Origin of the sequence: Henriciella sp. (assembly GCF_029937755.1) — a bacterium.
In the GTDB taxonomy this organism is placed as follows: Bacteria; Pseudomonadota; Alphaproteobacteria; order Caulobacterales; family Hyphomonadaceae; genus Henriciella.
Window position 1 is genome coordinate 298,635 of sequence record NZ_JAPYPG010000003.1, and the last position, 15,105, is coordinate 313,739.

Consider the following 15,105-nt stretch of genomic DNA (forward strand, 5'->3'; position numbering starts at 1 on the left):
TATACCGGAAGCCTGCCCAAATGACACTGCGACCGAAACATCCAGGCAGTTGCCCTTATTCAGCAGGGGTCTCTTCAGCCGCACGTTCTTCATCGATCCGCGACTTGAAAGCTTCCAGCATCCCGAACAGGGGATCATTGGGCGCCATGTCCTGCTTGACCTCTGCCCAGTGCTCTTCAGCAGCGTCTACATCGCCAGCCTCATAGGCAGGCAGTGCCGAGAGCAGGCCGGCGCGATGCTGCGATTCGTCGAGGCGCCAGGCACGGGCATAGAGCTGAGCCGCCGGCGCAGTGACGATACCGCCATCGCGCATCATGATGACATCGGCAAGCGCCACCAATGACGGCACATGCGTATCATCCCGGCGAAGCGCTGACTGGAAGGCCCGCAGCGCATCCTCATTACGCCCCTGCGCGCGCATCAGCACGCCGATGAAGTATTGCGGTTCCGGGGAATCCGGCTGCTGGCGGGCCGCCAGTTGGAGCCGCGCCAGCATTTCAGACGGGTTGAGCTCGGAAGCATCGCGCTGCGCAATCTCGGCTTCGCGCTCGGCATAGGGCTGCTCGGCCAGTAGCGGACGCCCCTTCAGGAGATAGAGCCCCCCTGCCGCGACAACAGCGCAGGCCAACACAATGAGCGTACCGCGTCTCATGACCGGCGAAGCGCTATCGTGGCACGCAGGCCGCCGCGCTGACTTTCCGAAAGGGTCAGCTTGCCACCATTCATCTCAGCGATATCGGCAACAATGGAAAGTCCGAGCCCGGTCCCCGGCGCGGTCTCATCAAGCCGTACGCCGCGCTTGACCGCGGAGGTCATCTCGTCAGCCGTCAGGCCTTCGCCATTATCATCGACATGGATCAACATGAGGCCGTTGTCTCCCGGCTCAGAGGAGACTTCAACGCGCGATTTTGTCCACTTGCAGGCATTCTCCATCACATTGCCGAGCATCTCTTCCAGATCCTGCGCTTCGACCCGCACATAGAGGCTGGCCGGAATGGTCGACTCGACGGTCACCCCGCTTTCGCCGAAGAGCCGGTTCAGCAAGCGCACCAGCCCATCCACCACCGGCGCGATCTCTGTGCGCACACCGAGCGCCTCGGACCGGGCCGCGGCCTGCGCCCGTTTTAGATAATGGTCGACATTCGCCCGCATCGATTCGGTCTGACGGCGGACGACATCATCGAGCGGTGTACTGCCATTCGCTTCATTGCGCAGGACCGCAAGCGGCGTCTTCAGCGCATGCGCAAGATTGCCGACATGCGTCTGCGCGCGTTCCACGATGGCGCGATTGTTGTCGATCAGCTTGTTCAGCTCCTGGGTCAGCGGCAGCACTTCGACCGGATAATCCCCATCGAGCTTCGCCCGCTTGCCTTCGCGCACCTGCGAGATGTGTAGCTGCACGCGGTCAAACGGCAGGAGCGCCAGACGCAGGCCCACCCAGAGCGCGATTAGCGTGCCCGCCGCGAGGAAGGTCATGCTGATAAGCAGCAGGAAGCGTAGCTGGTTGGCTCCTTCATCGGTGGCCTCACGATCAGCTGCAGCCATCAGCAATATGGGGGTCTCGCGATTGGGAACGGTGATCGCACGTACCGCCACACGCAGGCGCTCATCGGCTGGACCGCGCGCATTGCCGTAGACGGTCATGCCCGGATTGGAGAGCGCGGAAAGGGCCTGCTCGCGCGGCAGTGGCAGTGGGCCATCCCACAGGCTTTGGGAGCGGATATCGTTGGCGACCTCGCCCTCATCATTGACGGCCACCATTGCCCAGTAGCGCCCGGACAGGGGCAGGTCATAGCGCACATCGCTCGGCAGCTTGTCTTCTTCATCGACAACCCGGCCATCCGGCAGCACTTCCAGCGCCCGTGGCAGGGTGACAAGGATGGAATCGAGTTCCTGCTCAAGCAGGCGAATGGTCTGCGCCCGATAAGAGATCGTCATGACGACGATGCCGCCCACGACTGCAATCAGGCTCCAGACGACAGCGCCGATCAGCATGCGCCGTGACAGGGAAAGGCGCGGCTTTTGCCTGGGGGGGATGGATTCGCTCATCTCACCGGAGGGTGCGGCAGGCCGCCCCTATCCGGCAAGGCCGGCCGTCTCACCTTCAGGAACCACCAGCCGGTAGCCGAGGCCACGTTCCGTCTGAATGCGGTCCGTGCCAATCTTCTTGCGAAGACGCCCGATGAAGACCTCGATCGTGTTCGAATCACGGTCGAAATCCTGATCGTAGATGTGTTCGACAAGCTCTGTGCGCGGCACGACCCGGCCCTGATGGTGGATCAGGTAGGACAGGACGCGATACTCGTGCGCTGTCAGCTTGACCGGCCGGCCATTCACGGTGGCGCGCGCTGCACGTGTATCGACACGCAAGCCGCCGGCTTCCAGGGCGGCAGCCGAATGGCCCGTCGCCCGGCGCAGCAAAGCGCGAAGGCGGGCCAGAAGCTCTTCAGTGTAGAAGGGCTTGGTCAGATAATCGTCGGCCCCGGCATCGAAGCCGGCCACCTTTTCGCTCCAGCGGTCGCGGGCGGTCAGGATCATTACAGGAAAATCTTTCCCGTCATCGCGCCAGCGCTCGAGAATGGTGACACCATCCATCTTCGGCAGGCCGAGATCGAGGATCACCGCATCATAGGGCTCGGTATCGCCCAGGAAGTGACCGTCCTCGCCGTCTGCGGCAAGGTCAACGGCATAGCCTGATTGCGTCAGCGCATCGGCAAGCTGCCGACGCAGGTCTGCATCATCTTCGACAACAAGAATTCTCATAAAAACAACCTAGCTCTTGCTGATTACGCGTCCAGTCCTGGCGTCGATGGTGAAGGTCACCAGCTCGCCCCGGCCTGTTACCCAATCTATCACATACACCTTGCGCCCGCCTCTTTCATAGAGGCCATCAAAACGGCGCATATTCCCGCCATACTGATTGCGGATCGGGCGCAAAAGATCGTTGAGCGGTTTGATCTCGCCCTTCTCGCGCGCATTGCGCGCTTCGTCAGCGGTAAACGAGCTACCCCACTGGCCCTGTGCCAAGGCTGGCGGGGCAAGCGTCGCGGCGCTGAGCGCAAGAGCGAGAATGATCCGTTTCATGATGTGCCTTATGGCCGATCAGCCCTGAACAGCCCGTGAATAATCCGCGCGGGTTCCAGTCAGCATCCCAAACCCCATCAATCTTCAGCAGCCCACGCCTTCAGACCCGGATCCTTCGGATCCTCCAGAACAATTTCAAGACGGACATAGAGATGGCCCGGCTTGTCCTTGAACTGGACGCCCTTGTCGCGCAGGCGAAGCACCGTCCCTGTGTTCGATCCTTCCGGTACTTTCAGGGTGACTGCACCGGCGGGCGTCTCGACGTCCACACTGCCACCCGCGACGGCCGTCTTGAGGGGCACCGGCACGGTCATGCGCAGATCGTCACCGTCGCGCGTCCAGGTCTTGCTGGGCCGCACAAAGACCTCCAGCAGGGCATCACCCGGCGGGCCGCCAGTGGTCGAGGGCTGGCCCTGGCTTTTCAGGCGCAGCGTCTGGCCGGTTTCTATACCGGGCGGAATGGAAACATTCAGCGCCTTGCCATCGCCCATGGTCATCTGGCGCTTGGCGCCCTGCACGGCATCTTCGAAGGAAATCTCGACCCGATAGCGCATGTCGGCGCCCTTGCGGGGCCCGGGCCGGCGGCGCTGCTGGCCGAACATTCCGGCGAGAATATCTTCAAACGGGTCGCCCTGGGCCTGTCCGCCAGCGCTCGCGAAGTCGCGGTAGGCGCCATAGTCGCGCCCCCCGCCGAAACCGCCCTGCGCACCCGCAAACCCGGTCGGATTGCCATCCGAATCGATTTCGCCGCGGTCGTATTTCTTCCGCTTTTCCTCGTCGCCAAGAATCTCGAAAGCGGCAGAGGCTTCCTTGAACTGGTCGGCCTTTGCCTTGTCATCCGGGTGCAGGTCCGGGTGCAGGGCTTTCGCCTTCTGCCGGTAGGCCTTGCGGATTTCGTCGTTGCTGGCCGTCTTGGATACGCCCAGAATATTGTACAGGTCGCGCGACACGTTCGGTAAACCACGCTGGATTGGGGTTAATAGACTGCCGAATAGTTAGGATGCACCGAGCGGGATTGAAACCCGCTGACCGATGCGTCCATCAGTTCCTATTTCAGCAACCCTTACAGTTTCGTATCCGGCAGGAATGATCGCCTGCTCGCCAGTCACACTTTGCGAGCGCGCCACTTCCCCGCCTGCGAGCGCTTCGACCAGGTACTGGCGTTGGCGTACCGGGTCAGGCAGATCCCAGTTGTCAGGGATGTCGAGACCGCGAGGGAGCCAGGTGATGACCGGCCCACTTTCGCCCGGCGAAGCGCTCAGATGGGCGACACTCCAGCCAAGGCCTGCGACGTCTGTGTGACTGAAAGTCTGGGGATCACCCGGCCCGGCCTGCCAGATCAAAGGCAGGGCGACCTCCTGCGGCAGGAGGCCCGCCGAAACCAGCCGCTCATCTGCAAGCAGGCAGATCGCGCCAGCATCTACAGTAATTACAGGTGAGCCATTCAGGCCGCGCAGCAGTCCGCCAAGCCGCCATTGATTCTCGGCTATCAGCTCAGCGGTTTCGAATCCAATCAGCTCCCAGCCTGTAGCGTTGCGCACGAGAAGCCGGTTAGCTCCCGCCAGAACATCTGCTGGTTCAGCACTCGAAAGGTCTTCGCCCGCGATCTCGAGAACAATGGCCCCCGCCCTGTCCCATCGGCCAAGCGGTCCTGCACTCAGCGGCGCCGCCAGCCTGCCAAATCCCGCCGGTCCATTTACGGTTGCCCGGCGACGGGCCTGAGATACCGAGGTCCCTGCCCGGACATCGACAGGACCGGGCCAGGGTAACGCTGCGACCGCAGCAAGGGGGCCGGTCTGTTGACCGGGTCCGAACGGAGGACCATCGACAAGGACAAGTTTTGGCACAGCGGGTCGCGGCGCCACCGGCGCCTCGTCAGGCAAGGCGCTCGCCCGAAGACCCTGCCCCTCCATCGGGCGCACCGCGCTACAATGCCGGGTGAGGCCATCATCAATGATGTCGGTGACCTGCCAGGCGCTCGCAAGTCCATCCATCTCAACCCGGTCACCCGGCTCGAGATGCAGGTATTCCGGCGGCAAGACGAACCCCGCCGCATCCGGCTGCAGCGCAGACTCAAGCAGGCGCGCAGCAAGATCGCTGGCCTCGGCATCAGACAGAACCAGCGGCAGCGCGGCTTCAATCGTCTGCGTAGGGTCGCCCAGATCGGACCGGGCATCCACCGCAGCAGGCGCATAGGTCCCGTCGGCGCTAATGAAGCTCAACTGCAACCGTCCGGGGCGCTTGTCGAGCAGGTTATACGTGAGCGACAGGCCGGATTCCGCCAGCCGGGCCGCATTGACCTGAACCGTGTCCACCGAAGCCTGATCGGTGCAAATGAGGCCGCCTTCACGCTCGACGCACGATAGGCCATGGGCGGCCCGCAACGGCTCCAGCGCGCGGCGGAGCGGCATCGGACCGGTGAGGGCAATCCCTTCCAGCCAGCCCGACAGGCGGCTTCCATCAAGATCGATCCCCGCGCGGGCGCCAAAATCGCTGACAGCCTCGCCAACCTCGATCAGCCCGGTGCGGCCGTTCAGCCAGTGACCGTAGGACCAGTTCGGCCCATCGCTCCAGACGCTTTCACGCACCGGAAAGTCCGGCCAGGGCCGGGCATCCCAGGCCCAGATGAAGGTCTTCTCCACGCAAGGCTGGGCTTGCCAGTAAGCTAGCGCCGCCTCAAGCGCGCGGCGCTGGAGGACGTCATCACGTTCACCGGACGAGTATGGCGGCAAGGCGCTCTCTGAACTCTTTGGATCGTAGAAAAGGTTTGGCGCATTGCCGCCCTTGTCGACGGCCGGGAAGCCGATTTCGATCAGCCGCACGGGTTTCATACCGGGCACCCAGTCCGTCGGGGTCGCCTCACGGGCGCCGCCCGGCCGCTCATGATGGGCTGCATTCCACCAACCCGCGAGATCCTTCTGGCGGAAAACCCAATGTTCGCCATGGGCAGTGTCGGTGATCGGCGTGCGGATCTGGGAATCCCGGTGGGCTTGGCTGGCATAGTACCAGTCATAGGCTTCTCCGCCGGCCATCTGGTCTGCCAGATAGGCGGGATCATCGGCCGCGGTGTAACCGGCGAGCCGGTCGAGATGGGTGTCACCATCCCGCCAGTCCCCAGCCGGCGGATACCAGTCCACGCCGACAAAATCGATGTCAGCCGAGGCCCAAAGCACGTCTAGCGGGAACAGGATATCGTTAGAACCATCGTCCGGAGTATAAGCTCCGTACTCGGTCCAGTCGGCCGCATAGGAAACCTTCACGCCCGGCCCGACAATTGCCTTTACATCGGCGGCAAGCTGCACCAGCCCTTCGACGAAGGGGAAGGCACCTGTCTCGTCACGCAAGCGCGTCAGCCCGCGCATCTCGCTGCCAATCAGGATCGCCTCAACACCGCCGGCCCCTGCGACCAACCTGGCATGGTGCAGGATGAAATGCCGGTAGCCAAAATCATGATCGGTGCCGAGAAAGGCGTCGATCTCGGTTCTGACGGCGGCCGTCCCATCCTCGCTCGCCACGATCCGTCCCCGCCAGGGGAAGGCCGCCTGCTCATCGCCGCCATAAGGGTCAGGCAGGCCGTTGTCGGACGGCACGTCCATGAGCAGGAAGGGTGAGAGCGTCACAGCCATCCCCTCCGCCTGCATCGCGGCAATACCTTCCTTCACCGCAACATCGGTTGGCGTACCGCCATAATTGGCGCTGCCGCCGGACTGGCTGACAAGATAGGCGCTCGTCCTGATCTCGCCTGCCACGCCCCATTGATAGGGAGCCGTCGAGCGGTTTCGCGTCTCTACACCGGGGCGGATGCGGCAATGGCCAGCGCGCACGTCATCGCCGAACCAGCCAACGGTCAGCGTGGCAGAATTCGTGCCCGGCAGGTCTGAGGTCAGCTGGTCTAGCGAAGACCGGAAGTCTGCTTCACCGGACGCATTGTTCATGTTGAGCGGCTTTTCTGTCCCCGGAAAGAACCGTTCACGGACGATGCGTGTCCCGTAGACGAACTCTCCCGAAGCAGGGATCACATTCACCCCTTCCGCCAGCTTGCGCAGGCCGGTTTCATCCGAACCTGCCCGCACGACTTCGAAGCTCAGTTGCGGCAACCGGTTTCCGAATGCGTCCAGCGGCAGGTCTTCGAAGACGATATAGGCCGTGCCGCGATAGGCCGGGGTCTGCCCGGCCCCCTCAATGGCCTCGATTAACGGGTCCGGCAGCTGGGCATCGGCGAGGACGTACCCGGATACGAGCCCTCCGGCGTCCCGGCGCGTTCCAGCCGCAACGATCCCGCAGGCATCGGCGGCCGCCCCCACACCCGCTGGCGGGTCAACGGCCACGACGATTTCAGTCAACGGCCCGGGATGATGGGTCAGGCTCACCAGGTCGATCAATGCACGCGTCCAGAGCGCACCGCTCTCCTCGTCGAGAAGTTCACCGGCCAGTTCCTGTCGGCCGAGATCGGAGTTTCCGTACAGCCGCTCGACATGATCAAGAAAGACGGGAGAAAGGTTCTCTGCATTGTCGCGCGTGGCCGATCGCGTCACTGCAACGGTCGCCCCCTCCACCAGAGCGCGGACGAGCGGCACACGGCGCGGCGTTGTCGTTGCGATGATACGCGGGTTTGGCCCCAGCCGCAGGGTCATCTGCAGCATGTCCCAGACCGCCCGGCCGTTTTGCCATGCAGCGACTTCGTCACACCAGGCGGCATCGAATTGCGGGCCCCGCAGGCCGTCCGGATCCTCGGCGGAAAAGGCATGGGCTTCTGCCCCATTCGGCCAGACAAGACGGTGGCGGGACACCTCATACTCCGGCGCCCGCTCACCCGCTCGCATGATCGAGCGCAAGCCAGAGAAGCCCTCAATCATCACTTCGCGCACATCATTGAAGGTTGGTCCGACAAGCGCGATCCGGCGATAACCGCCGAAAAGCACCAGACGCCTTACCCATTCTGCACCGGCGCGGGTCTTGCCGGAGCCGCGCCCGCCCATGAACAACCAGGTATGCCAGGCCCCGGTCGGATCACATTGAGGCGCGCGGGCCGTAAAAAGGAAACTCTTCTGGCAAGGCACTTGTGGGTCGGGCACGCAAGGGTCGGACATCGAAACCCTATAGCTGGCGGGCCGTCCCGGTCGGACAGATTGCGTGCCGGCCCGCCCCCGCTATCATGGGTGGGTCAAATGGAAGGATCGCGACATGTTTCTTTTCCTGCTCTGGTGGTGCGTGGATGACCATCTCGCCGCGGCCCTTGAAGCGCCGGGCCTCGGCACACTGCCAATCTGGGTGCCGCTTATCCTGTCACTAGCCTTCAGCTTCACGCTTCAGGGTGCCGTCAAACGGAAGTGAGGCGCATTCCCCGCTCGCGTGCAATCAACCAGCTTTCCCGGGCTGATTGCTGGCGCACCGCCACGTTCCAGCGCAGAGTCCCGCAATGGCAGACCCGCCCCCACGATCACGCGCGCGGCGCGCCCGGCCCGCACCCGCGCGCAACCTGATGTCACCTCTCTGGCGGCAAGTCTGCAGGCTGATCCTGGCAACAGGCGGCTGGAGGGTTCGCGGCGACTGGCCGGACGCCCCGCGCGCCGTCATGGTGGCGGCGCCGCACACATCGAACTGGGATGGCTTCTGGATGCTGGCCGCGGCCGGCTACTATCAGGTAAAGCTCAGATGGATGGGCAAGAAAGCGCTTGTCGATCATCCGCTCGGCGCGCTCGTACGCTGGCTGGGCTGTGTACCGATTGACCGGGACTCCGCAAACGATGTGGTCGAACAGATGGGCGCGGCCTTCGCCTCGTCCGACCGCCTTGTCCTTGGCGTTGCTCCGGAAGGGACGCGCTCACATGCGGTCGAGTGGAAGAGCGGTTTCTACCGGATCGCCCACCAGGGTGGCGTGCCGCTCATCCTGTCTGTCCTCGACTATGGCCAGCGGACGATCCGGATCGATGGCCTGTTCCGGCCGACCGGCGACTACGAGGCCGACCTGCCGTTGATCCAGGCGGGCTATGCCGACGCCCGGGGCCGCCACAAGGGCCGCTTTGCCGTGGGCGAAAAGGCAACTGGCCCGTCAGCCGGAAAGGTACCGCCTGAAGACGAAAGCCGAGACCGCTGACCCGGCGATCAGGACCAGCACGCCCAGCGGATCCACGAACTCGGCATGCCGGAACCAGGCTGCCGGCACCAGATAGGCCAGCAGCGGCAATGCCCAGACAGCCGGCTCCTTGGGCAGGAGATAGGCCACGCAGAAGATCGCGGCGCCCGATATGGGCAGCCAGTAGCGCACAAAGCCCAGCACATCGCTTTCGGCGGGCAGCCACATGAACTTAAGGCTCACGAGAACCGAATACCCGATCAGGAAAACTGACAGCCAGACAATGCGCAGGATTGGCGTCATTCAGGCTCCGATACCTTCACCACAAGCTTGCCGAGATTTTTGCCCGTAAACAGCCGCTCCAGCGAAGCTGGCGCATTCTCCAGCCCTTCGACCACATCTGTCTCGAAACGGATCTTGCCTTCCATGAGCCATTGCCCCATGGCCTGCATGCCTTCCGGGAAGCGGTCGATATAGTCGGTCACGATATAGCCCTTGAGCGTGACATGCCGCATCAGCAGCATCGAGAAGTTGTATGGCCCGGGGACCGGCTCGGTCGCATTGTAGGATGAAATCAGGCCGCATAGCGGCATGCGGGCAAAATCGTTCAGTTTTGTGAGGATCGTATCCATGATCTCGCCGCCGACATTCTCGAAGTTGATGTCGATGCCATCCGGGCAATGCCGGTCCAGCGCCGCGCCGACATCTTCCTTCTTGTAATTAATCGCTGCATCGAACCCGGCGGTTTCGGTCAGCCAATTGCATTTCTCATCCGACCCGGCGATCCCGACGACGCGGCAGCCCTGGATCTTGGCGATCTGGCCAACCATGGATCCGACCGCCCCGGCAGCGGCGGAGACCACCATCGTCTCGCCCGGCTTTGGCTTGCCGATATCCATCAGGCCGAAATAGGCGGTCATGCCGGTCATGCCGAGCGGCCCCATGAACGCCGTCAGCGGCACGCCGGGCAATTGCGGAAGCTTGTTCACCTCCTCGCCCTTCTTGACCAGATAGAGCGCCCACTGGCCAAGCCCGGTGTTCACGATGTCACCGCGCTCCAGGCCGTCGAACCGGCTGTCCTCGACGATGGCGATGCCACCGCCGCGCATCGGCTCACCAATCTGGACCGGCGGCATGTACTGGTCACGATCCGACATCCAGATCCGGTTTGTCGGGTCAAGCGAAAGAAAGAGCGTCCGGATCAGCACTTCGCCCTCTTCCAGGGCCCGTACCGGTTCCTCGACGAGTTCGAGATCGCCCTCGCTGACATCGCCCACCGGACGGTTGCGAAGTTTCCAGACCTTGTTTGTCTTTTCCATGTTGCTGTCCTCCCTGACGGCTATCGCAGCCACCTTAGGGAAGGCGGGCGGGTGTGGCGAGCCATGACGCCGGGTTCGCTGGTCATGCCGCCGGTGCAGGCGTTGGTATATTGGGGAAATGTAATGAAACCGGAAGGAACAAACGCCGCGCCCACACACTGTTAGGGGGACATGTCCAAGAACGGATATGTTTCCAATCCCAGGAACCAGCAGAATGCCGGCTTCCCGGGAACCTCCTCCCCATCCCCGATTGGACGGGGCGCCAACCCTTCCGGGTGGCGTCCCGTCTAATTTTGTCGGCCTGTCACTGCCTCGATGGGAATATCGTAGTGGCGCGCGCAAAACTGGCAGTCGACCTTCAGCGTCCCATCAGGCTCGACCATGTCATGCAGCGACTCGTCAGCCATGCCGGAGAGGGTCTTCCGGAGCCGATCTTCACTGCAGGTGCACCGGTCGATCAGAAGCTGTGGCGCTTCCATGCGCACGCCGCCCTCATGGAAGAGACGGTAGAGAAGGTCGGGCGCTGCGATCTCCTCGGAAATCAGTTCTTCCGGCGTCAGCGTATTGAACAGGGCCTGAGCCTCCAGCCAGCCATCTTCCGTGTCACCGCGCGCATCGTCACCGGCAATCTTCTGCACCATCATGCCGCCGCCATGCCATTCCCCGGCCTGATCGCGTTTCACGGACATGGCAAGGCAGGTCTCGATCTGCTCGGACTGATGGAAGTAATCCTCGGCGCACTCCTGCAGCGAGCCTTTCGCCAGCGGGACGATCCCCTGATAAGGCTGCATACCAGGCTTGTCGTGTACAATGATGAGCCCGAGACGCCCCATCGGACCGAAGAGCTGCGGCATGTGGGGTTTCAGGCCCTTGTTGACCTTTTCCAGATAGGCCCAGCGCTCCTGCTCGAAGCGGGAATAGGCCCGCACGCTGCCATCCTTGTGATACTCGCCAACCAGCATGGAAACCGGACCGTCGCCTTCGGCCTGCGTCATGACGCGGCCCTCGAACTTCATGCCCGACCCGACAAGTGTGGCGAGGAGCAGCGCCTCACCAAGGATCTCGCCGAGGTGATCGGGATAGGCGTGGCGCTGGAGAATCGGTGAGAGGGTCTTGCTTCCCATGCGCACGACCCGCCCGGCCACCGGCAGCGTTTCGGAGGAGAAGCTGGCAACATAATCTTCTGGATGCGAGGAGAGGGCACTCAAAACAGGATTTCCCTTGTTTCAATTCGCGGCACATGTGGCGGCACGCCCCCTGCGGGGCAAGAACGAGCCTGCAAAATCGCGCAGCGGCCCCGTCCGACACAGCCGGGGAATCAAGCCAGAACTGTTGGAGGCATTACGATTGATGAAATCTGATCTATCGCTGTAAGGGGACTTTAAGCGAAGTGTTCTATGGCTAAGCCTGACCTAATCGGGAACCGGGCTTTTGCTGCACAAACTGCAATCATTCATGCAGATCAAAGACGACGAGCGTGAGCTTAACCGGGCACGCTATCGTGCCCTCAGCCAACAGCTTCCGTTGATGTACGGCATCATCACCATCAACACGCTTGCCGTCGCCTACACCCATATCGAAATTGCGCCCCTCTTCCTGACCTTGCTGGCCCCCGTCTTGCTGCTCGTTTTCGCGCTGGCCCGGACCGTCAAATATGTCGTTGGCCGTCAACGCCTCCTCAGCGACGAGCAGATCGCCAAAAGCTTGCGGAATACGATCAAGCTGGTCATTCCGCTATCAGCTATATTCACCTTATGGGGCCTGTCTTTCTACCAGTATGGCGACGCCCATCAGCACGCGCAGATCGTCTTCTTCATCGGCGTCACGACAATCGTCAGCGCCTTCTGCCTCATGCACCTGCGCCAGGCGGCCATGCTGCACCTGTTCATCGTGTCCATCGCGACCTGTACTTTCCTGCTGACCTTTGGCGAACCTGTCCTGACGGCCATCGCGCTGAACCTTGGCGTGGTAACACCGGTTTTCGCGACGCTTCTCCTGCAGTCGGAGAAGGACTTCGCCCGGATGATCCTCCAGAAGCGCCAACAACGCCAGCAGCACAGCAAGCTGCGCGCCCTCAATGAGGAAAACAAGCGCCTTGCCAATACTGACAGTCTGACCGGGCTGGCCAACCGCCGCCAGTTCCTTGCTGAAATCGACGAATGCGTCAGCCGGCATGGCAAGCTCGGCAGTGAATTCGTGGTCGCCCTGCTGGATCTTGATGGCTTCAAGCCGATCAATGACGTTTTCGGACATCCTGCTGGCGATCAGGTCCTGGTCGATACGGCAGCGCGACTTCAGAAGCGTTTCAGCCACCTTCCCGTCCTGATTGCCCGTCTCGGCGGTGATGAGTTCGGCCTTCTCTTCCGTGATCCCGGAAACGACGAAGAAGTCATGACGCTTGCCCGGTCGGCCTGCGACGCTTTCCGTGATGCGTTCCGCTTCGAGGAAGGGGCCGCCAATCTCAGCGCCACCATCGGCATGGCCCGCTTCCCGGCCGCCGCCAACTCCCGCAGCCTGCTCTTCGATCGCGCCGACTATGCGCTGTATTACGCCAAGCAGAATGCGAAGTCGGAACCGGTTTTCTTCTCGCACGACCATGAGCGGCTCATCTTCGCCAACAGTGCCCTGGAACAGGCCCTGCGCCATGCCGACCTCGAAAAGGAAATGACGGTCGAGTTCCAGCCCGTGCTTGATCTCGAATATGGTAGCACGAAGGGCCTCGAGGCTCTGGCGCGCTGGTACTGCCCGACGCTCGGACGCATCCGGCCTGACCTCTTTATCAAGGCGGCGGAGAATATCGGCATGATGGGCCGGCTGACGGAAGTCCTGTTCACCAAGGCTCTCAAGGAAGCACGCAACTGGCCGGGAGACCTGACGCTCAGTTTCAATCTTTCGGCGACCAGCCTGTCATCGGAGGCGCCTGTCCGGCGGCTGCTGTCGATCGCCGAACGCTCCGGCTTTCCCATGACACGCCTGATCTTCGAGATCACGGAATCAGCCGTGATGAACGACTTCGAAAGCGCGATGGAGGTTCTCAACCTTATCCGTGAGTCCGGCGCCCATGTTGCCATCGACGATTTCGGCACCGGCTTCTCGTCGCTTGCCTATGTTCACCGCCTGCCCATCGACATCCTGAAGGTCGATCGCAGCTTCATCCGCGACCTGACGCGCAACGAGCGCAGTGCGAACGTGCTCCGCTCGATCCTCGGCCTGTGTGAGAACCTGAAGATCGCCTGTATTGTCGAAGGCGTGGAAACCCAGGAGCAGTTCGATCTCGTCTGCGATCTCGGAGGGCGGTTCATCCAAGGCTACTATTACAGCAAGCCGCTGTCGGCCGGTGATGCCCACATGGTGCTCCAGATCGAATCCGACATGCAGGAGCCGCCGCTCCACGCGATTGGCGACCGCGCCTAGCGGATCCAGGCTCCTGGCGCATTGGTGCGATACCCTAGTGCCCGATAGGCCGCGTCGATCAGCGACTGGCCACGCTCATTCATCAGCAGCCCCTGCCCCATCTGCGTCATCGTATAGCTGAAAGCCATGCCGCATTCCGGGTCGGCGAAACCGATATGACCGCCAGCCCCCACATGTCCGAAGGCCCGCTCCCCGATAATCGCTGACTCCCGTCGTCCGACGCGCTGGCCCCGATTATCCATCGACTTCATGAAGCCCGATGCAAAGCGGGTCGGGACCAGCAGCGTTGCGTCCTGCTGTGTGGCCGTCGAGACCATGGACATGGCGTGCAGCCGGTCAGCTGACACCAGTGACCCGTCATTGCAGGCGAGCGGTGTATACATCGCCACCTGGCCACGCGCATTCGAAATGCCGCCAGCCCCGCCGATCTCTGCCTTGTGGGCCGCCGGATCATTCGGATGCCAGCCACCATTATTGGTGAATGACAGCGCCTGGATCGAGTCCGGCTTGGTGAGGAGCCGCTTGGTGAAATCGGACGGGATGTCATCGGGCTTCGGCTCATAAGCGATGATCGGTGCGATGTGGGGCGAGACATCATCCGGCAGGCCGATCCAGAAGTCCGCCCCGGTCGGCCCTGCGACCTCATCGGCGAAGAACTGGCCGAGCGACTTGCCGGACACGCGGCGGACAAGTTCCCCCACCGTCCAGCCGAAATTGACCATGTGATAGCCATTGCGCGTGCCCGGTTCCCAGAACGCTTCCTCGTCTTCGAGGCGCTTGATCATGTAGTCCCAGTCATAGAACCCGCCCTTCTTCACCGGCTCACGCAGGGCAGGAAGCGCGCTCTCATGATTGAGCATCATCTGGACGGTGGTGTTCTCTTTCCCGTTCTTTGCGAATTCCGGCCAGTATTTCGCGACCGGCGCATGGAGTTCCAGCTCGCCGCGGTCGACGAGGATGTGAGCGCACAGGGCGACAGCGGCCTTGGTGCACGAGAAGACGATGGAGACGGTGTTTTCCTGCCAGGCGTCTCCGGTTGCAGGATCTGCAACACCGCCCCAGAGATCGACCACGGTTTCACCGTTCACGCTGACGCAGACCGAAGCGCCCGACTCCCCGCGCTCTTCGAAATTGCGAGCAAACTCTTCTTTCAGTGCAGCGAACTTCGCATCGCACGCGCCATTCACGGTGTCTGCCATGACAACGCCTCCC

13 protein-coding genes are annotated in these 15,105 nt (G+C 62.4%); 3 read left to right on the forward strand and 10 right to left on the reverse strand.

What is annotated here, in order from left to right; genetic code table 11:
• Nucleotides 1–55: 55 nt before the first annotated feature.
• From Q1K29_RS09055 to Q1K29_RS09080, 6 genes are all read right to left on the reverse strand, one after another.
• Nucleotides 56–652, reverse strand: coding sequence for a hypothetical protein (locus Q1K29_RS09055; protein WP_300393613.1), 597 nt, complete (start codon nucleotides 650–652; stop codon nucleotides 56–58).
• A complete protein-coding gene (locus Q1K29_RS09060; RefSeq protein ID WP_300393615.1) occupies nucleotides 649–2,049 on the reverse strand; it encodes an ATP-binding protein in 1,401 nt (466 codons plus the stop codon). Before Q1K29_RS09060 ends, Q1K29_RS09055 begins: the two co-directional genes overlap by 4 nt.
• Nucleotides 2,050–2,076: 27 nt before the next feature.
• The gene (locus Q1K29_RS09065; protein ID WP_300393618.1) at nucleotides 2,077–2,763 is read right to left on the reverse strand and encodes a response regulator transcription factor; all 687 of its coding nucleotides are present in this window, start codon (nucleotides 2,761–2,763) and stop codon (nucleotides 2,077–2,079) included.
• A 9-nt stretch (nucleotides 2,764–2,772) separates the two neighbouring features.
• On the reverse strand, nucleotides 2,773–3,084 hold the full coding sequence (locus Q1K29_RS09070) for a PepSY domain-containing protein (protein ID WP_300393621.1): 312 nt from the start codon (nucleotides 3,082–3,084) through the stop codon (nucleotides 2,773–2,775).
• A gap of 77 nt (nucleotides 3,085–3,161) precedes the next feature.
• On the reverse strand, nucleotides 3,162–4,034 hold the full coding sequence (locus tag Q1K29_RS09075; RefSeq protein ID WP_300393624.1) for a J domain-containing protein: 873 nt from the start codon (nucleotides 4,032–4,034) through the stop codon (nucleotides 3,162–3,164).
• Nucleotides 4,035–4,079: 45 nt separating this feature from the next.
• Nucleotides 4,080–8,063 carry a glycoside hydrolase TIM-barrel-like domain-containing protein gene (locus Q1K29_RS09080; RefSeq protein WP_300393627.1) on the reverse strand — a complete coding sequence of 1,328 codons (3,984 nt, stop codon included), beginning with the start codon at nucleotides 8,061–8,063 and terminating at the stop codon, nucleotides 4,080–4,082.
• Between the two features lie 205 nt (nucleotides 8,064–8,268).
• Between Q1K29_RS09080 and Q1K29_RS09085 the strand changes: the two genes are divergently transcribed.
• Complete coding sequence (locus tag Q1K29_RS09085; RefSeq protein ID WP_300393630.1) at nucleotides 8,269–8,418, forward strand: hypothetical protein; 150 nt, start codon at nucleotides 8,269–8,271, stop codon at nucleotides 8,416–8,418.
• A gap of 85 nt (nucleotides 8,419–8,503) precedes the next feature.
• Nucleotides 8,504–9,181: a 1-acyl-sn-glycerol-3-phosphate acyltransferase gene (locus Q1K29_RS09090; protein WP_300393633.1), complete on the forward strand. Its 678-nt coding sequence runs from the start codon at nucleotides 8,504–8,506 to the stop codon at nucleotides 9,179–9,181.
• On the opposite strand, the gene Q1K29_RS09095 is transcribed toward Q1K29_RS09090, so the two are convergent.
• The 3 genes from Q1K29_RS09095 to Q1K29_RS09105 all read right to left on the reverse strand — a co-directional run bounded on the left by Q1K29_RS09095 (nucleotide 9,137) and on the right by Q1K29_RS09105 (nucleotide 11,687).
• On the reverse strand, nucleotides 9,137–9,463 hold the full coding sequence (locus tag Q1K29_RS09095; protein WP_300393636.1) for a hypothetical protein: 327 nt from the start codon (nucleotides 9,461–9,463) through the stop codon (nucleotides 9,137–9,139). The two genes, Q1K29_RS09090 and Q1K29_RS09095, sit on opposite strands and share 45 nt — an antisense overlap.
• Nucleotides 9,460–10,479: an NADP-dependent oxidoreductase gene (locus tag Q1K29_RS09100; RefSeq protein WP_300393639.1), complete on the reverse strand. Its 1,020-nt coding sequence runs from the start codon at nucleotides 10,477–10,479 to the stop codon at nucleotides 9,460–9,462. The genes Q1K29_RS09095 and Q1K29_RS09100 overlap by 4 nt, the downstream gene beginning before the upstream one ends.
• Before the next feature lie 287 nt (nucleotides 10,480–10,766).
• Nucleotides 10,767–11,687: an Hsp33 family molecular chaperone HslO gene (locus tag Q1K29_RS09105; RefSeq protein ID WP_300393641.1), complete on the reverse strand. Its 921-nt coding sequence runs from the start codon at nucleotides 11,685–11,687 to the stop codon at nucleotides 10,767–10,769.
• Between the two features lie 247 nt (nucleotides 11,688–11,934).
• Between Q1K29_RS09105 and Q1K29_RS09110 the strand changes: the two genes are divergently transcribed.
• Nucleotides 11,935–13,893, forward strand: a complete 1,959-nt coding sequence (locus Q1K29_RS09110) for an EAL domain-containing protein (protein ID WP_300393644.1) — start codon at nucleotides 11,935–11,937, stop codon at nucleotides 13,891–13,893.
• Here Q1K29_RS09110 and Q1K29_RS09115 read toward each other — a convergent pair.
• Nucleotides 13,890–15,092 carry a serine hydrolase domain-containing protein gene (locus tag Q1K29_RS09115; RefSeq protein WP_300393647.1) on the reverse strand — a complete coding sequence of 401 codons (1,203 nt, stop codon included), beginning with the start codon at nucleotides 15,090–15,092 and terminating at the stop codon, nucleotides 13,890–13,892. The two genes, Q1K29_RS09110 and Q1K29_RS09115, sit on opposite strands and share 4 nt — an antisense overlap.
• Nucleotides 15,093–15,105 lie beyond the last annotated feature (13 nt).

What these genes read in the sequence shown, in the direction of transcription:
- Q1K29_RS09070 (WP_300393621.1), bottom strand. Translation starts at nt 3,084, where the DNA reads ATGAAACGGATCATTCTCGCTCTTGCGCTCAGCGCCGCGACGCTTGCC.
- Q1K29_RS09065 (WP_300393618.1), bottom strand. Translation starts at nt 2,763, where the DNA reads ATGAGAATTCTTGTTGTCGAAGATGATGCAGACCTGCGTCGGCAGCTT.
- Q1K29_RS09080 (WP_300393627.1), bottom strand. Translation starts at nt 8,063, where the DNA reads ATGGGCGGGCGCGGCTCCGGCAAGACCCGCGCCGGTGCAGAATGGGTA.
- Q1K29_RS09090 (WP_300393633.1), top strand. Translation starts at nt 8,504, where the DNA reads ATGGCAGACCCGCCCCCACGATCACGCGCGCGGCGCGCCCGGCCCGCA.
- Q1K29_RS09115 (WP_300393647.1), bottom strand. Translation starts at nt 15,092, where the DNA reads ATGGCAGACACCGTGAATGGCGCGTGCGATGCGAAGTTCGCTGCACTG.
- Q1K29_RS09055 (WP_300393613.1), bottom strand. Translation starts at nt 652, where the DNA reads ATGAGACGCGGTACGCTCATTGTGTTGGCCTGCGCTGTTGTCGCGGCA.
- Q1K29_RS09110 (WP_300393644.1), top strand. Translation starts at nt 11,935, where the DNA reads ATGCAGATCAAAGACGACGAGCGTGAGCTTAACCGGGCACGCTATCGT.
- Q1K29_RS09060 (WP_300393615.1), bottom strand. Translation starts at nt 2,049, where the DNA reads ATGAGCGAATCCATCCCCCCCAGGCAAAAGCCGCGCCTTTCCCTGTCA.
- Q1K29_RS09100 (WP_300393639.1), bottom strand. Translation starts at nt 10,479, where the DNA reads ATGGAAAAGACAAACAAGGTCTGGAAACTTCGCAACCGTCCGGTGGGC.
- Q1K29_RS09095 (WP_300393636.1), bottom strand. Translation starts at nt 9,463, where the DNA reads ATGACGCCAATCCTGCGCATTGTCTGGCTGTCAGTTTTCCTGATCGGG.
- Q1K29_RS09085 (WP_300393630.1), top strand. Translation starts at nt 8,269, where the DNA reads ATGTTTCTTTTCCTGCTCTGGTGGTGCGTGGATGACCATCTCGCCGCG.